We start from the raw sequence: 23,864 nt of genomic DNA on the forward strand, positions 1-23,864 counted from the left end.
GCTGGCGGAATTCCTGTTCGATGACGAGACGGCGATCACCCGGCTCGACATGTCGGAATATATGGAGAAGCATTCCGTTTCGCGCATGATCGGTGCCCCTCCGGGCTATGTCGGTTATGACGAAGGTGGGGCGCTGACCGAAGCCGTGCGGCGCCGGCCCTATCAGGTCGTGCTGTTCGATGAGGTCGAGAAGGCGCATCCGGACGTGTTCAACATCCTGTTGCAGGTGCTGGATGATGGCCGCCTGACCGACGGGCAGGGGCGCGTGGTCGATTTCCGCAATACCTTGATCGTCATGACGTCTAACCTCGGCTCTGATGTACTGGTCAATATGGAGCCGGATGGCGATATAGAGGTTGTGCGTCCGCTGGTGCTGAATGCGGTTCGCAAGCATTTCCGGCCGGAATTCCTCAACCGGATCGACGAGATGATCCTGTTCCATCGCCTCGACCGGGCGCACATGCACGATATCGTGCGCATCCAGCTCAAGGGCCTCGAAAAACTGCTGGCCGACCGGGAAATGACGCTCAGCATCGACGATGCGGCGCTGAATTATCTGGCGGACAAGGGGTATGATCCGGCCTATGGCGCGCGTCCGTTGAAGCGGGTGATCCAGAAACTGCTGGTGGATGAGATCGCTCGCAAGATCCTCAGTGGCGAGGTGACGGACGGCGAGGTCATCCATGTCGGCTTCAACGGGGAGCACCTGACGATCGGCAAGCCCACCGTGAACTAATGGGGTGTGGGGGCTGTGCCCCCACATCTTCTATTCAAAGAAAAAGCCCGGTCGAGAGACCGGGCTTTTTCTTTGATCAGGAAAGCCTTGGGGCCATAGGCCCCAAACCCCATAACTTTTTCGGAGGTCTGCTGGCAGTCCCTAGGGGAGTCGAACCCCTCTTTTCAGGTTGAAAACCTGACGTCCTAACCGATAGACGAAGGGACCGCATCGGCAGAGGCGGTTCTTTGACCGATCCGGAGGAATCGGTCAAGTCCCGCGAGTACTTTTGCACAGATTAGCGCTTTCCAAAAAGTGTGACGCACTTTTTTGAAAGCGCACCGAACCTTAACGAAGTTTGGCGGGCGCAACCTTACCCCTCCGCCTCGACACGCTTCGCCTGACGGCTACGCTTGCTCGCCACCTCCCCTTCAAGAGGGGAGGATAGAAAAGAGCGAAACCAAAGTCATCACGTCCTAGTCGCGCAGCAGGTCATTGATGCCGGTCTTGGAGCGTGTCTGGGCATCGACGCGCTTGACGATGACGGCGCAGTAGAGGCTGGGCGAGGCGGCGTTGGAACCGGCACTGGCCGAAGGCATGGAACCGGCCACGACCACCGAATAGGGCGGCACTTCGCCATAGGTGACTTCACCGGTGGCGCGATCAACGATGCGGGTCGACTTACCAATATAAACGCCCATGCCGAGCACCGAGCCTTCGCGGATGATGCAGCCCTCGACCACTTCCGAGCGCGCGCCGATAAAGCAGTTGTCCTCGATGATGGTGGGGGAGGCTTGCAGAGGCTCCAGCACGCCGCCGATGCCGACGCCGCCGCTCAAGTGGACATTCTTGCCGATCTGGGCGCAGGAACCGACCGTGGCCCAGGCATCGACCATCGTGCCTTCATCGACATAGGCGCCGATATTGACGAAGGACGGCATCAGCACGACGTTCTTGCCGATAAAGGCGCCGGCGCGGACGATGGCGCCCGGTACGGCGCGGAAGCCGGCCTCGGTGAAGTCTTTCACGTTCCACTTTGCGAACTTGTTCGGCACCTTGTCCCAGAAGGGACCGATCGGCGCCTGCTCAAAGAGGCCGCGGCCGGTGTGCATCAACTCATTGCCATTGAGGCGGAAGGACAGCAGCACGGCCTTTTTCAGCCAGTCGTGCGTGATCCACTGGCCATCCTTCTTTTCGGCGACGCGGAAGCGGCCACTATCGATCAGGTCTATGGCACCCATGACGGCCTGGCGATAAGCGCCCTGATAGGTGGGCGACAGGGTGTCGCGGACCTCCCAGGCGGCTTCGATATCATCCTTGAAGGCGGCGAGGTCGGACATGGCTGTGCTCATCTGATGGGACTGTAAAAAGATGGCTAGGCCATAGGCCGCAAGCGTCAGAGGATCAAGTCCTAATTCGGTTGAAAATCACTCAGGAAGGCTTTCAAAGAAGGTGCGCGAAAATCAACATGCGGATCGGTGTTGGCGGACGCTTTCGGCCCGACAAGGATGGTCTTCATGCCCAACTGATGCGCCGGCTTGAGGTTTTTCGGGCTGTCCTCGAAGAAGGCGGAAGTGCCCGGATGAACGGCATGGACGGCCATCATCTTCTCAAAAGTTTGCAGGGCCGGCTTGGGAATCCACTCGGCATGTTCGAGATGGAAGACGCCGTGGAAGAGGTCGGCCATCTGCATATGGTCGAGCAGGCGAATGGCGTGACGCTCGTCGCCATTGGTGAAGACCAGTTTGCGGCCAGGCAGGGCGTTGATCAGGCCGTTCAGGTCCGGATCAGGCGCCAGGGTATCGAGCGAAACGTCGTGGACTTCGTTCAGAAAGGTATAGGGATCGATATTATGATAGGCGACGAGGCCGGCCAGCGTGGTGCCGTGTTCGTGGAGGTAGCGGTCACGCAGGACCGCGGCTTCCGCCGGGGCCAGGCCGGTCTGACGGACCATGAAGGCGGCCATCTTTTCCTCGACCTGCGACATGATATTGGCTTCATGCGGGTAGAGGGTCTGGTCGAGATCAAAGATCCAGGTATCGACGTGGGCAAGAGCGGCGTGCATTTAGCTTGTGTAGGGTGGCTAAGCTGGGAAAGCAAGAAGCCCCACCACCGCATCTAGCCGCTTCGCGTCGTCGTGCGGTCCCCCTCCCCGACAAGCGGGGAGGTACAAGAGTGAGGACTCCAAATTTGGCGATACCTTCGCCAAATTTGGCAAGGGCGACCGCCCGCCGCGCACGTTTGCGCGGGCCTCGCGGCCTGAGCGCGCAAAAAACATTGATAACGGCGGGCTTTAGTCCGCCGTTATCAAAGTGCCGGCACCATGTTCGGTGAACAGCTCGACCAGCATGGCGTGCGGGCGGCGGCCATCGAGGATAACCACGGCCTCGACGCCCGCTTCCACCGCCATGATGGCGGTTTCCAGCTTGGGGATCATACCGCCGACAGCGACGCCGGTTTCGATCAGCCCCTTTGCTTCCGAAATGGTCATCTGGCGGATCAGGTTCTTGTTTTCGTCGAGCACGCCGGCGATATCGGTCAGCAGCAACATGCGCTTGGCATTGAGCTTGCCCGCCACGGCGCCAGCCACCGTATCGGCGTTGATATTGAAGGTGTGGCCATCTTCCGATACGCCGATCGGAGCGATGACCGGCACATAGTCATGGTTCGGATCGTCGATCAGGGTGCGGATCAGCTTGTCATCGACGTTTTTTGGTTCGCCGACAAAGCCGAGGTCGACGACCTGCTCGATCATCGAATCCGGGTCCTTCTTGATGCGGGTGGCCTTCTCGACCGTGATCAGGCCGGCGTCCTTACCCGAAAGGCCGACACCGCGGACATCCGCTTCGCGGCCGGCCTGGGTGATCCAGTTGGCGATTTCCTTATTGACCGCGCCGGAGAGCACCATTTCGGCAATTTCCATGGTGGCGTCGTCCGTCACGCGCAGGCCGTCGATAAAGGTCGACTTGACCCCGGCGCGGCCGAGCATCGAGGAAATCTGCGGACCACCGCCATGCACCACCACGGGATGGATGCCGAGCAGCTTCAGCAGCACGATATCCGAGGCGAAGATCTTGGCCGTTTCGGCCTCGCCCATGGCATGGCCGCCGTACTTGATCGTCACGATCTCGCGGTCGTAGATCTGGATATAGGGCAGGGCTTCGGCCAGTTGCTTGGCGGTAGCCCAGCCACGTTCTTCAGCGGAGTCGATTTCGGTCTGGATGATCATAGGTCAGCATTTCAGAGAAAAGTGGTCGTCCCTTTTCTCGCCCGAAATGCGACAAAAGAAAGCACCCGCGCATTAGCGGATATGTATGTCGCTGTCATGAATTTTTTCGGATTACGCCGGTTTCCGTAACGAAAAGCGCGTGGCGGTGAGCGTATCAGAGACAGCGCAGGTTTTGGAATCGATGAAATTCAGCGCCCGCATATGGGTGCGGACCGCCGATTCCGGCAGGGTTGATGTGGCGCCCTTGGGATAGACGATCCAGATCGGCGCATGGGGCAGGCGCTGGGTCAGCTCCGCCAGGCCGGCATTGAGTTCGGCGGAGGTCAGCGCCACGGCAATGGAGAGAGCGGCACAGGCCGGATCGGTGGTGACGGCATTGATCAGGGCGTCATTGAGCGGACCATCGCCGACATGCCCCCAGACCAGCGCCCGGTGACCGGCATCGACGCCCAGCTTTTGTGCCAGGGAAGGCGGCTCGGTCGTCAGCTTTTTCAGCCACTTCGCCGCCTGGCCTTCCGGCAGGGCAAGGACGTAAGGCAGGCCGTTATGCTCGAACAGCAGTTCGTGATTGACCACGCGTGGGTCTTTTAGTTCAGCGATCGGCAAGGTCTTTTTAAAGGGGCCACGCAGGATCAACTCGCGGCTTTCCAGCAGGGCATGGGCGTGATGGCTTTCGTGCCCGACCCTGACTTCGCTTTCGGCTTCCAGACCCATGACGGCACCTCTTTCGAGGTCAGAGTATCACGTCTGGCCGGGGGCGCAATTATAACCAGCTTACAGCGTGACGCCGCAGGTCTGCATGATTTCGAGGCGCAGTTCCGGAATGCCGAAGCCGGTTTCCGAAGAGGTGGCCAGCACGACCGGGTGGGCTGCCGGGCGCTTTTTGACGGCGTTCTGCGTCGCCTCGGTCACCCTGGCCAGTTCGGCAGGCTTGATCTTGTCGGCCTTGGTCAGGATGATCTGGTAGCTGACGGCGGCCTTATCCAGCGCGTCCATCGGCTCGTTATCGACCTCTTTCAGGCCGTGACGGGCATCGATCAGCAGATAGGCGCGCTTGAGGTTCGGCCGGCCGCGCAGGTAGTCACGACCGAGGTTCTGGAACTTCTTGACCGTCGTCTTGGAGGCGCGCGCCCAGCCATAGCCCGGCAGATCGACCATGTGCATGGCGTCATTGAGCAGAAAGAAGTTCAGTTCGCGCGTGCGGCCCGGCTCATTGGAGGCGCGGGCGAGATATTTCTGACCGACCAGGGCGTTGATCAGCGACGACTTGCCGACATTTGAGCGGCCGGCAAAGGCCACTTCCGGCAGTTCGTCGGGCGGCAGTTGCGCCACGGATACGGCGCCCATGACGAAAGAGACCGGGCGGGCGAAAAGCACCCGCGCGGCCTCTAATTGTTCAGCGTGTTGCTGTTCCGATTCGGTCACGCGGCCTTCTTGCCCTTGTTCATCATCTCGCCGAGCTTCTGGAAGCCGGTATCGATCGGGTTAGAGACCTTGAGGCGGTGCATGATGGAATATTGTTGCAGGATGGTCAGGATGTTCGACCAGATCCAGTAGATGATCAGGCCGACGGCAACGTGCGCCATGAAGAAGGTCAGCATGAGCGGCATGAAGGCCATCATCTTCTTCTGCATCGGATCGACGCCGGTCATCGGCGTCATCTGCTGGCTCAGCCACATCGAGCAGCCGTAAAGAATGGCGACGACGCCGATATGCAGCGGGCCGGTCAGGATGGTGCCGATCAGCGGCACGGTGGCCGGATCAAACGGCAGCAGGCCGAACAGGTTGACAATCGAGGTCGAGTCCGGCGCCGACAGGTCGTTGATCCAGCCGAAGAAGGGCGCGTGGCGCATTTCGATGGCCAGTTGCAGCACCTTGTACAGCGACCAGAAGACCGGGATTTGCAGCAGCATGGGCAGGCAGCCGCCCAGGCCGGCCATCGGATTGACCTTTTCCTCCTGGTAGAGGGCCATGGTCGCTTCCTGCTGCTTCTGCATGTCGTCAGGGAAGCGCTTCTTGATGGCGTCGAGCTTTGGCTTCAGGCGATCCTGCACCTGGCGCATCTTGGTCATCGACTCGTAGGAGCGGTGGGCCAGCGGATAGAAGACGACCTTGACGATAACGGTCAGGGCCAGGATGGCGAAACCGAAATTGCCGAGGAAGGCATAGAGCTTATCGAGCAGCCAGTACATCGGATAGGTGATGATGGAGAGCATTCCCCAGTCCACGGCCCAGTGGAAGCGCGGGATATGCAGGCTGTCTTCATAGGTCTGGAGCTGGGTATTCTGCTTGGCGCCGGCAAAAACGTGCGACTGCGCCTTCCAGGTCTGGCCGGGGGCGACGGTTACGGGCGCATCGACATAGCCACTGCGGAAGATCGGCACATTGTTTACCAGATCGGCCTTGACGGTATATTTAACGCTCTGTGCTTGGTTAGGGATGACGGCCGCCATCCAATACTTATCCGTGATGCCATACCAGCCGCCAATCGAGACCTTGTCATCTCCGGTAAGAGCCTTGCCGTCCTTCGGCTTGGCCATATCCTTATATTTCAGTGAAGCGGTACGGTAGTCGCCGAGTTTCGGCGATGACATTGTATTCGAGTAGGTAGCGATAGCGCCTTCGTGGACAACAGCATTTTTGCCTGCATCGGCAGGGACTCCGGCACGTACGACCATTGAGTAAGGAGCAAAAGCGATCGCTTGTGGTGTGGAGTTTGTCACCGCGTCGTCTTCGGTGATCATGTAATTTTCATCTATCGATAGCGTGCGCGTAAAGGTGAGGCCAGCGCCGTTGGTATAGCTGAGCACGACTGGCTTCCCCACTTGAAGCGCGGAACCGCCAGTTTGTGTCCAGACCGTATCATCCGTCGGCGCACCGGGAATATTCTGAAAGTTATAACCGGAGACGACATAGTAACTATTGGAAGTGCCGGCAGGCGTCAGAAGCTCGACCGGATCATTCTTCTTTTCGACCGTCTGGTCGTACTTGATCATATAGAGATCGTCGATCAATGCGCCCTTGAGCGCGATACTGCCCTTCAGCGACGGTGTGCTGATGGTGATGCGCGGCGAGGTGGCCAGGGCCTGTTCGCGGGTCAGCGTGGTCGAGACGCCGCCGAGCGGCAGGCCCTTGGCTGCGGCACTGGAAGACGCGACGGCGGCGACCTGTGCGGCGGCTTGGCGCTTTTTCTGATCCGGCCCGAAGACGAAAATTTGATAGATTGCCAGCACGGCCATGCTGATAACCAGGAAATAGATCATATTCTTGTTGTCGGCAGTATTATTCATCGAACGGTCTTTGTTTCCTGGGAAGAGACTTCGGGTTTTGGGGCCTTCGGGCGGGCCAGCCTTATCAGGGCGGCTTTGATATCGTCAAGTAAAGCCTTCCAGTCGCGCGAAACCGTGTCGGCGCGGGCGATCAGCACATAGTCGTGTCCGGGCAGGCCGAATTGCGGGATTATCTGTTCGGCGGCTTCACGCAGGCGGCGCTTGGCGCGGTTGCGCACAACGGCATTGCCGATCTTTTTAGTGGCGGTGAAGCCGACCTTGATCACGTCATCTTCGCGCGGCTTCGCCTGCACGACCACGCCGGGACGGGCCTGCCAGGCGGCCTTTGAGGCGGCTAAGAATTCTGCGCGGACTTTGAGGCGGGGAATCATAAGTGCTTAAGATGATAAGCTATGCCGGAAATACAAGAAGAGTCCTTAAGCGACTTAAGGACTCTTCTCAAAATCACAGCAGTGCGAAGACGCTATTAAGCGGTCAGGCGCTTGCGGCCCTTTGCGCGGCGGCGGGCGACGATCTTCTGGCCGTTCTTGGTGGCCATGCGGGTGCGGTAGCCGTGGCGGCGCTTGCGCACGAGGCGGCTCGGCTGATAGGTACGTTTCGTTCCCATAGGGGGCTCCGATTGGTTCAGGCGGGCCCAGTGCAGGGCCGGAATTGCGTAAAGAGGCGCGTGGATAGTCCAGCCACACAGCCTTGTCAATAATATTTGGCTCGATTCCGCGAAAATGCGTCTGCCATGCGGAAATTCTGCTATATATACAACGAAGCAGTATCAGCATCAAAGGTTTACGTGTTCGATCAGGGCAAATCAGGCGGTAATTACCTGAGGCCGGACAGGCCCCGCAAGCCGGTCAGGCGTGCCGGATTCTATGCCGAGCGCCTGAGCCAGGCCGCGCGTCTGATCGCGGCTTTTTCCGTGAAGTACGGCGTGCTGGGCTTTCAACTGGCCCGTAAGTTCGTCTTCAGCCTGTCGGGACAACTGCTGATCCTGACCGCCCTCTTCATCGCCATCGTCGAGGCGGTCATCGTTATTCCGTCGCTCGCTTCCGATCATGAGCGCTGGCTGCTCGATCGTGTACGCCAGGCCGAACTGGTGTCGCAGTCGATCGACGTGGCGCAAAATAATGCCGTCTCCAAGGAGGTCTCCAACCAGCTCCGCCGCAGTGCCGGCGTGCTGTACCTGGCGGTCGAGATCAATGGCGAAAGCTACCGGCTCTATGATTCGCGCGTCGGCGTGCCGGAAGAAGTGCTCGACCTGCGCCAGTCGCACAAGAACCTGTGGCATGACATTCTCTACCTGTGGGCGCCGTGGAATACCTTCATGGGGCGCTCAGACCGCCTGATCCATGTGGTGGCGCAGCCCAAGGTGCGCGGCGGCCAGGAGATCGAAATCGTCGTCAGGGCTGAACCGCTCAAGACCTATCTGAAATCCAGCCTCGGCAGCATGTTGCGGGTGTCCTTGAGCATCTCGTTCCTGGCCGGTTTCCTGGTCTTTATCGGCCTGTCGGTCTTTGTCGTGCGGCCGATCCGGCAACTGACCAAGAGCATTGTCCGCTTCAAGTCGAATCCGGAAGACGCCACCGCGGCGCCCCGGCCCTCCGGAAGGCCGGACGAGATCGGCCAGATCGAACGCGAAATGGCTTCGATGCAGGAAGAGGTGCGCCAGGCCCTGCGCTCGCGGGCGCGGTTGGCGGCGCTGGGGCAGGCGGTTTCAAAGATCAACCACGACCTCCGCAACATGCTGACCGCGGCGCAGATGGCCTCCGACCGCCTGGCCAATTCCGCCGACCCGACCGTCGCCAAGGCCCTGCCGCGCCTCGAACGGGCGTTGGATCGCGCGGTATCGCTGGCGCAGAACGTCCTGACCTACGGCAAGTCCGACGAACAGACGCCGCAGATACAGATTGTCCGGCTTAAAGAGTTGGCCGAAGCTGCCGCCGAGGATGCCGGTTTGGCGACGGAAGGGGTGCGCTTTGTCTCGCGCGTGGCCAAGGGCTTCAATCTGGAGGTCGATCCCGAACAGCTTCACCGCATACTGGTCAACCTGATGCGCAATGCCCGGCAAGCCATCGAATTGCAACCGAACCGAAAGGTACGCGGGCGCGTCACCCTGACGGCGATCAAGACGAGCGAAGAAGTTTTGCTGATTGTTTCCGACAATGGTCCCGGAATCCCGGAAAAATTGCGGGAGAAGCTGTTCCAGCCCTTTACCTCCAGCACGACTCCGGGTGGATCAGGCCTTGGCCTTGCTATCGGCCGCGAACTGGCGCAACTGCACGGTGGCGATGTCCGCCTGGTCAGCAGCGGCACCGAAGGCACGACGTTTGAAGTGCGTTTGCCGCTGAAGCCATAACCGACGGAGTAGAGCTTGGAATTCGAGGAACTGCTGGAACTGGCGCGGGACAGCTATGTCGGTCAGTTTGTCGATTTTGTCGATAAACAGTCGACGCTGTTCGAACAGGGCGCGGCCGAGGTCAAGCTCCAGATCTCCGGCGACAGCGAATATTACCGCAACTATTTCTGCGCCGATTTCGCCTCGAATGATGATGACGGCCATATTGTTGAACTCGCGCCGGATGAGGAGGTGACCTTCGATCCGGTCGAGGTATCGCTGGGCGAGATGGATATGACGGTCACGCGACTGGTATGGAATGACGTCACGGTCACCTCCAATGACCGGACCCTGCTGGTCAGTGATTTCGCAGAATGGTTCGAGACCTGGTTCGATCCGGAAGAAACGACCTTCGATCCGGATACGCGCTTTTCCGCCTGCATCCACTCATTGAAGGTCGATTCCGCGCAGGTGACGGTCGATTTCGGCACGGCGCCGGTCATTGCGCTTGCGGATCTCTTGATGCGATTTGAAAGCCTGGGCTGCAAGTCGCTGACCGTCAGCTAAGCTGGTTCAAGATGTACGCATCTCGGTGATGGTAACCCTGGGCCTTTCCCGCAAGGGCTGGCGTGACGCGGCAGCCATCCGCCGGATATTCAAGGCGGCCTTTACGGCGGCCGGATTTCCGCGCAAGGCGGGATAAGGCGGGGGTATCGAAGAGATCGCCGCTTAGGCTGCGCACGGACCGGCGCCAGCCGGTGACACGCGAGGCCACAATTCCCTAAATGAGCGGTTTGCGGCGTTTGGGGCTTTCCCCGGTGGCGTGACTGCGTTCCAATGGAGCGCACCGGCAAGGATCAGCGCGCCAGCGGCCATATTCACGCCGATGACGTCAAGGACTGGCTCACCACCGCCGGGCTGGATGACGCCGAAATCGCCATCAAGACCGCCGAACAGAACGATCTGAGCCAGCCGGAAAACCTCGATCTGTTGTCTCCCACCAACCGCGTGCGGGTGATCATCACCAAGGCGGCGCGACAGGAAGGCGGGAAGCGTTCAAGAGCACCGAAATCTACCTGCCCAAGGTGCTTTGGGTGGAAGGCCCCGAGGTGGAGAGTGCGGTGCGTGAACTGGATTATGAAACCGATGTGCTGGCGGCCATCGACTGGCGCGGCTTTGATCCGGCGCTGGTGGCGGACAGCATCCCGTAAAACGCCAATACGGCGGAAAGCCAGTTGCAGCGGATCTGCCTGACCGATACGCCGGAGCACTTCGCCACCACCGATCTGGCGGCCGGACTGGAGGCCCTGCGGTTTGATCCGTCCCATGCGGTGCGGATGATTTCCGACCTGGTGCCGAACCCCTTTGTCGGGCGGGAGATTGTCGGGGCAGTGGTGACCCGCCTGGTGGCGCGCGGCTTGATGCGGTGAAGATCAGGGCGCTATCCAGCCTGATCGTGGAAGAACTGCGCAAGGGGATGGAAACCGAACGGACGTGAAAAGCGGGCGAGCCCGAGAATGTACCGCATGAAAATCAAATTGGGGGTACATTTGGGGTATGTGTGATTTTGGGTGATTTAAAAATAGTTACAATTCAATCAATAATTTAAATTGCGACAGTCCGACCGGGCCAGAAGGCTTGCTCCTCAGTTCAGCATCTCACGCGTGCCAAACAGGAAGCGGCGGCACACTGCAAAGTGGGAACAGATTTATTCAACTCTTACAGAGATATAGGGGATTCGTCTGCCAAACTTACGGCCTTAAAGGCATGATCAACGGGAAGAGGCCGTGCGCCTCACGCGTTGAAAGGTAGATTTCCATGTGGTCCCGCCGCCATTTCTCCGATGCCAAACCGGCCGGTGTTGCTTTGCTGAAAAGCCTGTTCGGCAATCATAAAACGCCTGTGCGCGTTATTGATAATCTCGCCGCTGTCGCCTTGCCGCTGCGCCGGCTGGCACGCGCCAAGGCACCAAATCCGGCACATTGACCATGAGCGATGTACAGAAGAAGGGCTGGTTTGCCTGCTTTGCCCAGGCGACGGCGACCCTGGCAGGGAGTGCGCCCGCTTTCGCCACGGCGATTGGTGTCGTCGTGGTTTGGGCGATCAGCGGGCCGTTGTTTCATTTCTCTGAGGTCTGGCAACTGGTCATCAATACCGGCACCACCATTGTGACCTTCCTCATGGTCTTCCTGGTGCAGAATGCCCAGAACCGCGACGGCAAGGTAATCCAGCTCAAGCTGGATGAACTGATCCGCGCGGTGGAAACCGCCAATACCGCCTATATCGGCATGGACGATATGAGTGAAACCGAACTGGAAGCCCTGCGGGCGAAATACAGCCGGCTGGCAGAACGCGCGCGCAGCCGGAATTTCGATTTGCCGAAGGGCGAAAAGCTGGCTCATGCGCGCGCTGAGGCGGCCGAAGAGATTGTCGCCCTGGCGGATGAAAGCATCGTTGGGCGTTAATTCTGCAAAGGGTAGAATCAGCGCTATGGTGGCCGCAGTTTTGCGGATTTTATCCATGACCTTTTCCAGCCTTGATGCTTTTCTTGATACCCGTCTTGATGCCGGCCTGGCGGACCTGCCGGTTCTGATCACGCCGGCGGGGGAATGGTCTGTGGCTGATATCCGGGCGGCAAGGACTGCGGACGCGCTTCAGTCGGCTTTGGGCTGTAATGCCGTAGCGGTGCGGCTGGCCGATCCGCTGAAACTGGCGCTTGCCATTATCGCCCTTGACGGACGGGTGAAGCGCCTGCTGTTGCTGTCGAGCGATATGAGCGATGCCGAGGCGCGCGATCTGCTGTCGCAATTTGGCGGCGATGCCTTGCTGACGGATATGCCGTCTGAAGGTGATCACAACAAGCCGGAGATCGTTTGGCGGGAAACGCCGAACCCCGGCAAAGGCACGGATGTGCCGGCCACGTCACGCGTCACGACCGAATGGATTTTTGCTACCTCCGGCACGACGGGAACGCCCAAGCTGGTGGCGCACAGCCTGGCCTCCCTGACGCGGACAACGAAGATTTTTTCCGGCGCGTCCCGGCGATGGGGGCAGATGTACAATATCGCCCGTTTCGCCGGCATACAGGTGTTTCTACAGGGCCTTACCGGGGGCAGCCTGCTTTTGCCGGCGCCCGATGCGGGGCTGCCTGAGCAGTTGGCTTTTCTGGAGGCGAAGGGTTGCACGGCGCTTTCGGCAACGCCCACCCTGTGGCGCAAGATACTGATGACGCCCGGTCACGAAGTCCTGCCGCTGACGCAGGTGACGCTCGGCGGAGAAATCGCCGATGGCGCTATTCTATCTACCCTGGTGCGTACCTATCCGGCGGCGCGGGTGGTGCATATCTACGCCTCGACCGAGGCGGGAACGGCTTTTTCCGTTCGTGACGGCCGGCCGGGATTTCCGGTCAGCTATCTGCACGACGCGCCGGGCGGCATCCGGCTGAAGGTGGTGGACGGTCGACTGTTCGTTCGGACACGGAACGCGCGCGCCACCTACCTCAACCGGCAGGAGGCATTCGCCGACGCGGACGGTTTTGTCGATACCGGCGACCGGGTGGAGATTGACGGCGATCGCTGCCTGTTCCTCGGCCGTGAAAACGGCGCGATCAATGTCGGTGGCAACAAGGTCTATCCGGAGGAGGTAGAGCACGTCCTGCTGGCCCATCCGGCGGTCGACCTGGCGCGGGTATCGGCGCGCAAAAGTCCGATCACCGGCCAGCTTGTCGTGGCCGAGGTCGTACCATCGCCGGGCGCCGATGCCGGCACATTGCCGGCGTCGCTCAAGACCTGGTGCGCGGACCGCCTGCCGCACTGGAAACGGCCGGCCATGATCCGTGTGGTTGCGCAACTGGCGGCTTCAGCCGGAGGCAAGGTCGACCGGACGCAGACCTGAGCTATTCGGCGATTTCTGAGCGGGGCGACAGATACTTGCTGACCATATGGTCAAGTTGCAACGGGCTGAAGGGTTTTGAAATATAGTCATCCATGCCGGCATCCAGGCATTTTTGCCGGTCACCCGCCAGGGCATTGGCGGTCACGCCAACAATGGCGATATCCTGGATCAGTCCGGCCTTCTGGCCGTCCCGAATGCGTCTCGTGGCTTCGTAACCATCCATTTCCGGCATCTGGACGTCCATGAGGATCAGATCGAAGGTGTCGCGCGCCAGGGCATCGAGCGCCTCCTGGCCATTGTGCGCCACGGTGACCTTGTAGCCCTGATCTTCGAGCATGGCGACCGCGACGATGATATTGCCTTCGTAATCCTCGGCCAGCAGGATGTGGCCACGGGCATCGCCTTGCGGCGCCGCTTCGGTCGTTTCGTCATTGGCGGCTTCGATCCGGGGCGCCGGCAGAGCTTCCAGCGGCAGGACGACGGTGAACCGGCTGCCGAGGCCCTCGCGGCTCGAAACGGAGAGGGTGCCGCCCATCAGTTCGGTCAGTTGCTTGGTAATGGCCAGGCCCAGGCCCGTCCCGCCGAAGCGCCGCGAAATGCTCGGATCGGCCTGCATGAACTTGTCGAAGATGCGCTCGGACTGCTTGGGCGTCATACCCATGCCGGAATCGACGACATCAATGATAATGTTGCGCCTGTCTTCGCCGGCGCTCTCACTCCGGACCAGAATATTGACGAAGCCCTCGTCGGTAAACTTGACCGCGTTGCTGACGAGATTGGTCAGGATCTGCTGCAGGCGCATGGTGTCGCCCATGACGTGCAGTTCGGCGCGCGGCGCGCATTTTATATTGAGCATCAGATCCTTTTCAGACGCCCTGACGCTCATGATCGAGCCCACCTCGGAGACAATGTCGGCGATATTGATCGGCGCCGATTCCAGCACAAGTTCATGACTTTCGATCTTGGCGACGTCGAGCAGGTCGTTGATCAGGTTGAGCAGCGAATCCGAGGACAGGCGCAGGACGCTCAGCAGCTTCTTCTGTTTCTCATCGAGCGGCGCGCCGCGATCGAGCAGGGAGACAATTCCGATGATCGCATTCATCGGTGTGCGCAGTTCATGGCTCATATTGGCCAGGAATTCGCTCTTGGCGACATTGGCATGTTCTGCGGAGAGGCGTTCGCCTTCGAGCACGACCTGCACGATGTTCTGCGCCGTTTCGATATCGTCACGGGTCCAGGGTTTGCAGCGATGCTGGACGGTTTCCTTCCAGAGTTCGAAGGAGGCGCGCGGCATCAGCCGGTAACCGGCCCTGGTCTTTTCAGGCACCTTTTCCGGTGCGCCTGCCCAGTTAACCTGCTGTTGTTCGGAGCCGCGGAACCAGATGATGTAATCCTTCTTGGCGACACTGATCGGCGCCGCCAGGAAACCGCCCCTGAGATGGCAAAGATCGGGGTGAGCGGCGCACGCCTTGTCGGCTTCCTGCGTATGATAGATGCCGCTGGTCTGGCTCTGAACCCAGTCGGCCAGTTGATGGATGATATCCTCGCGCGGCGTCTCGCCGAAGCGCAGCAGGCGCTTGCGGGTCATGACGGCCATGCCCGTGGCGTTCAGGGCGCTGAGCGCCAGGGTCTGGCGGCCTTTCAGAAGCTCTTCGAGATTGAAATCGGTCTTGAGGCCGGCAGTCAGGCGTTCGACGATCAGGTTGCGCTTTTCCTGCTCCTGGCGGTCGCGCAGGCCCTCCATCGAAGACAGTTGCGCCGAAAAAATATGCCCCATGATCTCGGAAACCATGCGGACGCGGTAGGGGACGTGGTAGCCGACATTGTGGTGGCAGGCGACCAGGCCCCACAGCCTGCCATCCTGGATAATCGAGATCGACATGGAGGCGGCCACACCCATATTGGCCAGGTATTGCACATGGATGGGCGAGACGCTGCGCAGCACGCTCAAGCTCATGTCGAGCGGGCGATCGGTATCGGGATGCACGGGCGGGATGATCGGCACCGGCGCGTAGGTTACATCCGCGATCTGGCGGATATAGTTGGTCATGTAGAGCCGGCGCGCCTGTTCGGGGATATCGGAGGCCGGGAAGTGCAGGCCGCGATAGCTCGGCATGTATTCGGCCTTGTTTTCCCCTACCACCTCGCCATTCCAGTTTTCATCGAACCGGTACAGCTTGACGCGATCGAAGCCGGTGAGCTCGCGGATTTTCAGCGTCACGAAATCGTAGAGATCGGGCAGGGTGGTGGCATTGCGCAGGCCGACAGCGAAATCGCGCAGTTCGTCATAGAAGAAGTCACGGACGACCGATTTCTTGTCGTCGACAATCTCAAGCTCGACGACGATATTGTTTTCCACCCGGTGCGCCACGGCGTCGAACCACATCTCGTCTATCTTGATTATGGTCGACTGGATCGGCATCAGGCTGCGTTCGACGACGATATGGCGAATCTGTTCCGCCTGTTCCCGGCCAATGATTTCGCCCAGGGTCTTGTGCAGGACCGTATCGACCGTCAGTTGCGGCAGCCAGCGCGGGACATTGTCCGACACCTGGATGATGCGGTGTTCATCGCCTTCCAGAACGAACAACATGCCATAGGGCTGGATGGAGCCGGGAATATGGATCGGCTCGCGCGCGCATTCCTTCAGCGCCTCTTCCAGCTCGGCATCACTCAGTTCTATGCGGGGATCGAGGGTCATGACAGGTTTTCGGTCTTCAGGAGGTGAGAGGGTGTTTTCATGTCGTGGAAGGCGTCGCAGAAAAAGGTCAGGGTCTCGAAGGCTTGCTGCGCGCTGGAGAGCACTTCGTCGGGATCGAGCGCATCGCCCAGGGCATCGATATGGGCGGTGAATAGTTTCCAGTTGGGACCGTTATCATGGCCGTAACCGGCGAAGAACCACTGATCGAGGCGGGGGATCAGGCCAAGATGGCGTTCCAGATGCCGGCTGATGACATGGCCGCCCAGGGTGGAGCCCTGCTTTGTATAGAGATAGCCGGCCAGTTTCGAGCGCGTATCGATCGGCGGGTGAACAAAGGGGATAAGTCGCGCCTCGCTGGCCAGGCCGTGCTGGGCCAGATCGCTGCCGAGCCAGGTCAGGACCGGAGCATTGGGCACGTCTTCCGGCCAGCCGGCCAGGCAGGCTGCCTCGGCGTGGCTGTAATAGGCTTCGAAAGCGAGCAGGATCCGGTGAAAGTCAGCCAGGGTCAGTGAAGCATTGGACAGGCCGTTCAGCAGCGGATGCGTGTGAAGGGCTTCGTGTTGCTGACGGGTATGGCTTCGCAGAGCTTCGATAAGACGCATAAACTGGAGGGCTGAAACGGAGAAAATAGAATGCTTATCTCCAAATTTTTATAAAGAGGAAATGTGGAGATTACGACAGGGCCGGGGCGGCGCCCACCACCTCGATATCCGGCAGGCCGTCGAATTCAAGCCGGACCTGACCGCGTTCCGGCCGGCAGAGGCGCAAAGGACCGGCCTTTTCATCCAGCCGGCGGCGCAGCAGGATCAGGCGGGTTTCGAGATTGTCCTTGAAATCGGGCAGGCGAAGAGAAGTGTCACGGCGAATTTCCCGGTTGGAGAAGTCGCGCTGGCCGCTTTCGCTGAATTTTCTGACGAAATAATAGAGCAGCCGGCCGGGCACACCGCGGATCAGATACTCGTTGTCGATAAATACGCTGTCATCGTGCATGAAATAACGAAAGCGGAACCAGCGGCTGTCGGTATGTGTCGCGGACGCTAAGTTTGCCGAAGGCTGGATTGCCTGGGCCTGGAGGTCCGCCAGCAGGAGGCAGGACGCCAGATGGTTGGCGATGAGGCTCAGGGCGGCCTCATCCTCATGGGTAAAGGCGAAGGACAGTTCCGATTCGACAAAGATGACGCCGCGCAGCCGTCCCTTGGCCAGCATGGGCACGGCCATCTGGCACTGCGGCGCCTCCAGGCCGGGCAAGGGGATTTGCGCACTGTCGCCGGTGACGGCGCGGGCGTAGCGGCGGGTGCGGGTGAGATCGGCGATCAGGACGGGGCGCTTCGAGGCGGCAGCCATGCCGATCACCCCCGTGCCTACAGCCACCTCGGCGCCCGTGCCGTAACGGTCATAGCCGCGGCCGGCCACCATGGTCAGGATCGTTTCATTCTCGTTCGGCAGCAGGATCATCAGATAACGGAAGGCCATCTCGTCGCGCAGGCCGTCGAGCGCAGCATCCAGAATGGCGTCGCTGTCGGCTTCATGGCTGATGGCGGAAATGATGCGCGCGGCATGGCCGATGCGGTTGCAGCGTGGACGTGGTTCGGGCGCCGGCGTCAGCGGGGCCGCGGCCAGCACTTCGCGGATCTGCGTCACCCGGTAGATATCGGCGCTCTTCAGCTTCATCAGCCCTTCGTGGCCGCGCAGGTGGCTCATGACATCGAGATGGGTCGATATGCGCTCGAACACCTCGCCGCTGTCGCAGGATTGCTCGAACTGGAGATCGAGCAGATGCTGCGCACCGGACAGGGCATCGACAACCATTACCGTGGCCACGCCCAGCCGCCGGACATTGGCGGCCGTCTTGGAAAAGAACTGGTTGGACAGGGCGACGTGCGTTTCGTCTATATAATAGACGTGCGACAGGTAGGATATGTTCGGCATCCCGTCATCGTCGATCGTGCCGATGATCGAGGGGATCACGCCTTCAAAACTGTTGCGCAGGTCGCCGAGACGGATAGCGGGCCGGGTCATGCGGTCAGGCCCGCCAGACGTTCGCCGGCATGAGGGCCGGGGCTTTGCAGGAAGACATCGCTGGGATGGAAACCGATGCGCATGAGATCCCTGGCGCACAGGGAATGCGATAACTGCGCCCGCCGCACCTCCAGCGCTTCCATCAGGGCCAGCATACGCTCGACATATAGTTGGCCGCGTGCCGCCTCGGCCTCGGTGGCGGGGGTGATGTCCTCGATCACGCCCTTGATCTGGTAACACAGATAGTCGGTAGGGCGGACGAAGGTCGCGGCGATCTTGCCGCCGGGCACGGCGTTTTCGACCACATCCGGCCATTGGGCTCGGCAGACAAAGATATCGATCAGACCGGTGGCTTCATCATAAAGGGCGCCGGTGCCGCGGCCTATAGTGGCCCTGAACCGCTTGTCGCGCGTCGAGGTAACCATCATCACCGGTCCGGAAATGAAGTTCGCCAGTTCGCTGCTGATGAGTGTGGATGCGTTCAAAGACCTGCTCCCCGGAAGGTTGCATTCTAGCCAGTTAGGATAGTTTTAGGAATAGGCCTTGTGATCTAGGAACGATTTAGGAAGCACAAAAAGAACGGGACGGTTATTGGCTCGGTCAATCCGGATAACGCAATTATCAAACAGGAAGTCCCCCATGAACCATACTCATTTTGTCCAGTCGATCCCCGATACGCTCGGGCGCTACGATATGTACGCCAATATTCATAAGGCGCTGCGCAAGGCCCAGTGCGAGATGCTGATCCGGCTGGGGCAGACTGATTTCGCCCGCGATGAACTGACGGTATTGCTGGAGGAGTTGCGCGACCTGCTGTCCTTCGGCAGTTCGCATATTTCGCACGAAGAAGTGCATATCCACCCGGCCATCGAACTGCGGTCACCGGCCGCGACAACCGACCTGCAGCACCAGCATGACAGCCACCGCCACAATTTCCGCCTGCTGGAAGAACTTATCAATGTCCTGCAGGACAGCGCGCCGGAAAAGCGCGAGGCGCTGGGACGCCGGCTGTACCTGGCCTACAGCGCCTTTATCGCCCACGATTTCGAGCATATGTTCGAGGAGGAAACCCTGAACAATGCCCGCCTGTGGGAGCTGTTCGATGACGGCGAACTGCACGCCATGGAGCGTGCCATTGTCGGCAGCCTGCCGCCGCAGAAGGCCATGGCGGCCATGCGTCTGATGATTCCGGCGATCAGCCGCGACGAGCGGGTACGGCTGCTGGCCGGCATGAAGGAAAATGCCCCAAAGGAAGTCTTCGAGGCCGTGATGGAGCACGCCGCCCGTCCGACCCTGTGCCGCGAGGACTTCAGCAATCTCAGCCGCCGGCTGATGCTGACCCAGTGCGTGCCGGTATATTGAGTGAGGCAGTTTCCGGCCAATATTTGACAAATTTTGGCCGGATGCTACGCTTCAGACCGGAGGCGCCCATGTCCACGCTGAATGTATCCATGCCTGAGTCCATGCGCGAATATATCGAGCGGCAGGCTGAGCGCGGCCAATACAGCGCCAGTGAGTATGTGCGTCATCTGATCCGTGAAGACCAGAAGCGCTCAGCGCAAACTGAGCGTGGTCTGCTGTGGGAATACCTGGCGCTTTGTGCGAAGCAACTCGATGACGGCGAGTTTGCCGAAAACGTGACGGCTGAAGATATAATCGCACAAGGGCGGGCGCGCCGGACCCGCTCCGCGTGAGTTGGATTCTCTCAAAAGAAGCGCGAAGCGTTATCGAAGAGATTGAAGACTATACGGCAATGACCTGGGGCGATACGCAGGCTGCACGGTATGTTGAAGCGCTGTTCCAGGCGTTCCATAAGCTGGGCGATAATCCGGCCCTCGGACGATCCCGCCCGGACGTGCCCCCGCCATTTCTCGTCTATGCCGTTGGCAGCCATCTGATCGTCTATCGCCACAATTGGCCAGGGATCGGGCAGAGATTCTGACTGTGCTGCATCCGGCAATGGATATAGAAAAGCGCCTCCTGGAACTTCTCAAGCGTGGCGGACTCTAATCCGGCTTGACCGCCTTAAGACTCTCCTATATAGCCCGCGGATCATTTTTGAGGTGCGCCCTTAAAAGCGCGTCCTGATCCGAAAAATATGCAGGGGCTGTGTCCCCGCCGTAACCTCCATAGCGCAGGTTGCGGCTTTTGTGTTTGTTTCGGTTACGGCCTCCGGAATAAAAGCCGCTTGCCTTATGGGAAGCTCCTGAAAACCTATGATCGCCCGGCCAAACGGCACAGGTCATAAAGAAGAAAGCCATCGAATCCGATGCCCACAATTAACCAGTTGATCCGCAAGCCGCGCCATCCCAAGCCGGTTCGCAACAAGGTTCCGGCCCTGAAGGGCTGCCCGCAGCGCCGCGGCGTTTGCACCCGCGTCTATACGACGACCCCGAAGAAGCCGAACTCCGCTCTGCGTAAGGTCGCCAAGGTCCGTCTGACCTCCGGCATCGAAGCCGTGTGCTACATCCCCGGTGAAGGCCACAACCTGCAGGAACACTCCGTTGTTCTGATCCGCGGCGGCCGCGTAAAGGACCTTCCGGGCGTCCGTTACCACATCCTGCGCGGCGTGCTCGACACGCAAGGCGTCAAGAACCGTAAGCAACGCCGTTCGCACTACGGCGCGAAGCGTCCTAAGTAAGGAACAGAGAATATGTCACGTCGTCACCGCGCAGAGAAGCGCGACGTCCTGCCGGACCCCAAGTTCGGTGATCTGGTCGTCACCAAGTTCATGAACTACGTCATGTACGAAGGCAAAAAGGCTGTTGCTGAAAACATCATCTACGGCGCCTTCGACATCCTGGAAGCCAAGAAGAAGGACGCGACTGCCGTCGAGACCTTCCACACGGCCCTCGATAATGTTGCCCCTTCGATCGAAGTGCGTTCGCGCCGCGTCGGTGGTGCGACCTACCAGGTTCCGGTTGAAGTCCGTCCGGACCGCCGCCGCGCCCTGGCCATCCGCTGGCTGGTGAACGCCGCCCGCAAGCGTGGCGAAAACACCATGACGGAAAAGCTGGCCGCCGAGCTGCTCGACGCCGCCAACAACCGCGGCACCGCTGTCAAGAAGCGTGAAGACACGCACAAGATGGCCGAAGCCAACCGCGCCTTCTCGCATTATCGTTGGTAAGAGCGATTGACGGCGAGGGCTCCGGTTCTCACTGTCGCAAAAATATTGCTTTTCGGCGCGGGCGGTTTGGTTTAAACCGCCCGCGCTGCTTGCAATTCAACGAATTTTTTTAAATCCGGCCGCGCCTTCAAACGGCAAAGCGGCAGGACAACACAAACAAGTTTTTGAGGCTCCCCAATGCCCCGCAGTCATAAGATTGAAGACTATCGTAACTTCGGCATCATGGCCCACATCGATGCCGGCAAGACGACGACCACAGAACGCATTCTGTATTACACCGGCAAGAGCCACAAGATCGGCGAAGTGCATGATGGCGCCGCCACCATGGACTGGATGGAGCAGGAGCAGGAGCGTGGCATCACCATCACCTCCGCCGCGACCACCGCGTTCTGGGAAGGCAAGCGCCTGAACATCATCGACACGCCGGGACACGTTGACTTCACCATCGAAGTCGAGCGCAGCCTCCGCGTCCTCGATGGCGCTGTCACGGTGCTTGACGGTAACGCCGGCGTTGAACCGCAGACCGAAACCGTCTGGCGCCAGGCCGACAAGTACAAGGTGCCGCGCATCGTGTTCGTCAACAAGATGGACAAGATCGGCGCCGATTTCGACAAGTCGGTCCAGTCGATCCGCGACCGCCTCGGCGCCAAGGCTGTGCCGATCCAGTTCCCGATCGGTTCGGAATCGAACCTGAAGGGCCTCGTCGATGTGGTCCGCATGACCGCCGTTGTCTGGGACAATGACGGCCTGGGCGCCTCCTACCGTGACGAGCCGATCCCGGCTGACCTGGTCGAAAAGGCCAACGAAGCCCGTCAGTACCTGATCGACAACGCCGTCGAACTCGACGACGAAGCCATGGAAGCGTACCTGGAAGGTAATGAGCCTTCGATCGACGTCATCAAGAAGTGCATCCGCAAGGCCGTCCTCACCGGCGCCTTCTATCCGATCCTCTGCGGTTCGGCCTTCAAGAACAAGGGCGTCCAGACCCTGCTCGACGCCGTCGTCGATTACCTGCCGTCGCCGGTCGATATCCCGGCCACGCAAGGCATCGACTACAAGACCGAAGAGCCCGTTACCCGCAAGGCTTCGGACGAAGAGCCGCTGTCGGTTCTGGCGTTCAAGATCATGGATGACCCGTTCGTGGGGTCGCTGACCTTCTGCCGCCTGTATTCCGGCAAGATGGAAACCGGCCAGGGCCTGCTGAACTCGACGCGCGACAAGCGCGAGCGTGTCGGCCGTATGCTGCTCATGCACTCCAATAACCGTGAAGACATCAAGGAAGCCTATGCCGGCGACATCGTCGCCCTGGCCGGCCTGAAGGATACCCGCACGGGTGACACCCTCTGTGATCCGCTGAAGTCCCCGGTCATCCTGGAGCGTATGGAATTCCCGGCCCCGGTTATCGAAATCGCCGTTGAGCCCAAGTCGAAGGCCGACCAGGAAAAGCTGGGCGTCGCCCTGGCCAAGCTGGCCGCCGAAGATCCGTCCTTCACCGTTTCGACCGACTTCGAGTCGGGCCAGACGATCCTGAAGGGCATGGGCGAACTGCACCTCGACATCAAGATCGACATCCTGAAGCGCACCTACAAGGTGGAAGCCAATATCGGCGCGCCGCAGGTCGCTTACCGCGAGTCCATCACCCGCAAGGCCGAGATCGACTACACCCACAAGAAGCATACCGGTGGTACGGGCCAGTTCGCCCGCGTCATGCTGACCTTCGAACCGGGCGAGCCGGGTTCAGGCTTCGTATTTGAATCCGCCATCGTTGGTGGCGCGGTGCCGAAGGAATACATCCCCGGTGTCGAAAAGGGCCTGGAATCGGCCAAGGAAAATGGTCTGCTGGCCGGCTTCCCGCTGATCGACTTCAAGGCGACGCTTACGGACGGCAAGTTCCACGACGTCGACTCCTCGGTCCTCGCCTTCGAAATCGCTTCGCGCGCCGCCTTCAAGGAACTGCGTGAAAAGGGCGGCCCCAAGCTGCTCGAACCGATCATGAAGGTCGAAGTCGTGACCCCGGAAGAATACCTCGGTTCGGTCATCGGCGACCTTAACGGCCGTCGCGGCATGATCCAGGGGCAGGACATGCGCGGCAACGCCATCGTCGTCGACGCCTTCGTGCCGCTGGCCAACATGTTCGGTTACGTGAATACCCTCCGCGGTATGTCGCAGGGCCGCGCCCAGTTCTCGATGGTCTACGATCACTACGAGCCCGTGCCGCAGCACGTCGCCGACGAAGTGATCAAGAAGTACGCCTAAACCAGAGCGCATTCCGAAAAGTGTCCTGCCATGCTGTTGTGCACTTTTCGGATTAAATGCGCGTCTGACAAATGCCTATTGGCCCGTGGCATTTTGTGTGCTACGGGCCGCTCCAACATTAACAACCCCTGACGAATGAAGGTCCGCTACGGCGGAGATGAAATATGGCCAAGGAAAAATTCAACCGCTCGAAGCCTCACTGCAACATCGGCACCATTGGTCACGTTGACCATGGCAAGACGACTCTGACGGCAGCGATCACGATCACTCTGGCGAAGTCGGGCGGCGCGACCGCGAAGAACTA

26 protein-coding genes and 1 tRNA gene are annotated in these 23,864 nt (G+C 59.9%); 14 read left to right on the forward strand and 13 right to left on the reverse strand.

From position 1 onward, the window contains the following. A partial coding sequence (locus ACTHND_RS08350; RefSeq protein ID WP_440177488.1) for an AAA family ATPase occupies window positions 1-736 on the forward strand: 736 nt, incomplete at its 5' end. Window positions 737-868: 132 nt separating this feature from the next. On the opposite strand, the gene ACTHND_RS08355 is transcribed toward ACTHND_RS08350, so the two are convergent. From ACTHND_RS08355 to rpmH, 9 genes are all read right to left on the reverse strand, one after another. After that, window positions 869-943 (reverse strand) — tRNA-Glu (locus tag ACTHND_RS08355). A 248-nt stretch (window positions 944-1,191) separates the two neighbouring features. Beyond that, window positions 1,192-2,055: a 2,3,4,5-tetrahydropyridine-2,6-dicarboxylate N-succinyltransferase gene (gene dapD, locus ACTHND_RS08360; protein ID WP_440177489.1), complete on the reverse strand. Its 864-nt coding sequence runs from the start codon at window positions 2,053-2,055 to the stop codon at window positions 1,192-1,194. Window positions 2,056-2,126: 71 nt separating this feature from the next. After that, complete coding sequence (locus ACTHND_RS08365; protein ID WP_440177490.1) at window positions 2,127-2,780, reverse strand: pyrimidine 5'-nucleotidase; 654 nt, start codon at window positions 2,778-2,780, stop codon at window positions 2,127-2,129. A gap of 228 nt (window positions 2,781-3,008) precedes the next feature. Further along, window positions 3,009-3,944, reverse strand: coding sequence for an acetylglutamate kinase (gene argB / locus ACTHND_RS08370; RefSeq protein ID WP_440177491.1), 936 nt, complete (start codon window positions 3,942-3,944; stop codon window positions 3,009-3,011). 111 nt (window positions 3,945-4,055) lie between these two features. Further along, the gene (locus ACTHND_RS08375) at window positions 4,056-4,658 is read right to left on the reverse strand and encodes a hypothetical protein (protein WP_440177492.1); all 603 of its coding nucleotides are present in this window, start codon (window positions 4,656-4,658) and stop codon (window positions 4,056-4,058) included. A 60-nt stretch (window positions 4,659-4,718) separates the two neighbouring features. After that, window positions 4,719-5,369 carry a ribosome biogenesis GTP-binding protein YihA/YsxC gene (gene yihA, locus ACTHND_RS08380; protein ID WP_440177493.1) on the reverse strand — a complete coding sequence of 217 codons (651 nt, stop codon included), beginning with the start codon at window positions 5,367-5,369 and terminating at the stop codon, window positions 4,719-4,721. Then, a complete protein-coding gene (yidC, locus tag ACTHND_RS08385) occupies window positions 5,366-7,234 on the reverse strand; it encodes a membrane protein insertase YidC (protein ID WP_440177494.1) in 1,869 nt (622 codons plus the stop codon). The genes yihA and yidC overlap by 4 nt, the downstream gene beginning before the upstream one ends. Then, window positions 7,231-7,605, reverse strand: a complete 375-nt coding sequence (gene rnpA, locus ACTHND_RS08390) for a ribonuclease P protein component (RefSeq protein ID WP_440177495.1) — start codon at window positions 7,603-7,605, stop codon at window positions 7,231-7,233. The genes yidC and rnpA overlap by 4 nt, the downstream gene beginning before the upstream one ends. Before the next feature lie 95 nt (window positions 7,606-7,700). Further along, a complete protein-coding gene (gene rpmH / locus ACTHND_RS08395) occupies window positions 7,701-7,841 on the reverse strand; it encodes a 50S ribosomal protein L34 (RefSeq protein ID WP_018080783.1) in 141 nt (46 codons plus the stop codon). A gap of 180 nt (window positions 7,842-8,021) precedes the next feature. Between rpmH and ACTHND_RS08400 the strand changes: the two genes are divergently transcribed. The 6 genes from ACTHND_RS08400 to ACTHND_RS08425 all read left to right on the forward strand — a co-directional run bounded on the left by ACTHND_RS08400 (window position 8,022) and on the right by ACTHND_RS08425 (window position 13,457). Continuing rightward, window positions 8,022-9,584, forward strand: coding sequence for an ATP-binding protein (locus ACTHND_RS08400; RefSeq protein ID WP_440177496.1), 1,563 nt, complete (start codon window positions 8,022-8,024; stop codon window positions 9,582-9,584). Between the two features lie 15 nt (window positions 9,585-9,599). Next, window positions 9,600-10,130 (forward strand): hypothetical protein, encoded by a 531-nt coding sequence (locus tag ACTHND_RS08405; RefSeq protein ID WP_440177497.1) that lies wholly within the window; start codon window positions 9,600-9,602, stop codon window positions 10,128-10,130. A gap of 668 nt (window positions 10,131-10,798) precedes the next feature. Continuing rightward, window positions 10,799-10,993, forward strand: a complete 195-nt coding sequence (locus ACTHND_RS08410) for a hypothetical protein (protein ID WP_440177498.1) — start codon at window positions 10,799-10,801, stop codon at window positions 10,991-10,993. Window positions 10,994-11,381: 388 nt separating this feature from the next. Beyond that, window positions 11,382-11,549: a hypothetical protein gene (locus ACTHND_RS08415; protein WP_440177499.1), complete on the forward strand. Its 168-nt coding sequence runs from the start codon at window positions 11,382-11,384 to the stop codon at window positions 11,547-11,549. A 2-nt stretch (window positions 11,550-11,551) separates the two neighbouring features. Next, window positions 11,552-12,028, forward strand: coding sequence for a low affinity iron permease family protein (locus ACTHND_RS08420; RefSeq protein ID WP_440177500.1), 477 nt, complete (start codon window positions 11,552-11,554; stop codon window positions 12,026-12,028). Between the two features lie 55 nt (window positions 12,029-12,083). Then, window positions 12,084-13,457: an ANL family adenylate-forming protein gene (locus ACTHND_RS08425; protein WP_440177501.1), complete on the forward strand. Its 1,374-nt coding sequence runs from the start codon at window positions 12,084-12,086 to the stop codon at window positions 13,455-13,457. 1 nt (window position 13,458) lies between these two features. On the opposite strand, the gene ACTHND_RS08430 is transcribed toward ACTHND_RS08425, so the two are convergent. The 4 genes from ACTHND_RS08430 to ACTHND_RS08445 all read right to left on the reverse strand — a co-directional run bounded on the left by ACTHND_RS08430 (window position 13,459) and on the right by ACTHND_RS08445 (window position 18,662). Then, complete coding sequence (locus ACTHND_RS08430; protein ID WP_440177502.1) at window positions 13,459-16,158, reverse strand: ATP-binding protein; 2,700 nt, start codon at window positions 16,156-16,158, stop codon at window positions 13,459-13,461. Next, complete coding sequence (locus ACTHND_RS08435; RefSeq protein WP_440177503.1) at window positions 16,155-16,760, reverse strand: biliverdin-producing heme oxygenase; 606 nt, start codon at window positions 16,758-16,760, stop codon at window positions 16,155-16,157. Before ACTHND_RS08435 ends, ACTHND_RS08430 begins: the two co-directional genes overlap by 4 nt. A gap of 70 nt (window positions 16,761-16,830) precedes the next feature. Further along, window positions 16,831-18,177: a GAF domain-containing protein gene (locus ACTHND_RS08440; RefSeq protein ID WP_440177504.1), complete on the reverse strand. Its 1,347-nt coding sequence runs from the start codon at window positions 18,175-18,177 to the stop codon at window positions 16,831-16,833. Beyond that, window positions 18,174-18,662 carry a hypothetical protein gene (locus ACTHND_RS08445; RefSeq protein WP_440177505.1) on the reverse strand — a complete coding sequence of 163 codons (489 nt, stop codon included), beginning with the start codon at window positions 18,660-18,662 and terminating at the stop codon, window positions 18,174-18,176. Before ACTHND_RS08445 ends, ACTHND_RS08440 begins: the two co-directional genes overlap by 4 nt. A gap of 154 nt (window positions 18,663-18,816) precedes the next feature. On the opposite strand from ACTHND_RS08445, the gene ACTHND_RS08450 reads away from it, so the two are divergent. The 7 genes from ACTHND_RS08450 to ACTHND_RS08480 all read left to right on the forward strand — a co-directional run. Beyond that, entirely contained in the window at window positions 18,817-19,539 is a 723-nt protein-coding gene (locus ACTHND_RS08450; RefSeq protein ID WP_440177506.1) for a hemerythrin domain-containing protein, read from the forward strand. A 68-nt stretch (window positions 19,540-19,607) separates the two neighbouring features. Further along, the gene (locus tag ACTHND_RS08455) at window positions 19,608-19,871 is read left to right on the forward strand and encodes a ribbon-helix-helix domain-containing protein (RefSeq protein WP_440177507.1); all 264 of its coding nucleotides are present in this window, start codon (window positions 19,608-19,610) and stop codon (window positions 19,869-19,871) included. Continuing rightward, the gene (locus ACTHND_RS08460) at window positions 19,868-20,119 is read left to right on the forward strand and encodes a type II toxin-antitoxin system RelE/ParE family toxin (RefSeq protein ID WP_440177508.1); all 252 of its coding nucleotides are present in this window, start codon (window positions 19,868-19,870) and stop codon (window positions 20,117-20,119) included. Before ACTHND_RS08455 ends, ACTHND_RS08460 begins: the two co-directional genes overlap by 4 nt. Before the next feature lie 327 nt (window positions 20,120-20,446). Continuing rightward, window positions 20,447-20,818 (forward strand): 30S ribosomal protein S12, encoded by a 372-nt coding sequence (rpsL, locus tag ACTHND_RS08465; protein ID WP_090650612.1) that lies wholly within the window; start codon window positions 20,447-20,449, stop codon window positions 20,816-20,818. Between the two features lie 12 nt (window positions 20,819-20,830). Beyond that, window positions 20,831-21,304: a 30S ribosomal protein S7 gene (gene rpsG, locus ACTHND_RS08470; protein WP_090650610.1), complete on the forward strand. Its 474-nt coding sequence runs from the start codon at window positions 20,831-20,833 to the stop codon at window positions 21,302-21,304. A 177-nt stretch (window positions 21,305-21,481) separates the two neighbouring features. Continuing rightward, window positions 21,482-23,560: an elongation factor G gene (fusA, locus tag ACTHND_RS08475; RefSeq protein WP_440177509.1), complete on the forward strand. Its 2,079-nt coding sequence runs from the start codon at window positions 21,482-21,484 to the stop codon at window positions 23,558-23,560. A gap of 164 nt (window positions 23,561-23,724) precedes the next feature. Further along, window positions 23,725-23,864 (forward strand): GTP-binding protein (locus tag ACTHND_RS08480; RefSeq protein ID WP_440175986.1); only part of this gene is annotated, 140 nt, incomplete at its 3' end.

The sequence above is a fragment of the Asticcacaulis sp. genome (genome assembly GCF_051954415.1).
In the GTDB taxonomy this organism is placed as follows: domain Bacteria; phylum Pseudomonadota; class Alphaproteobacteria; order Caulobacterales; family Caulobacteraceae; genus Asticcacaulis.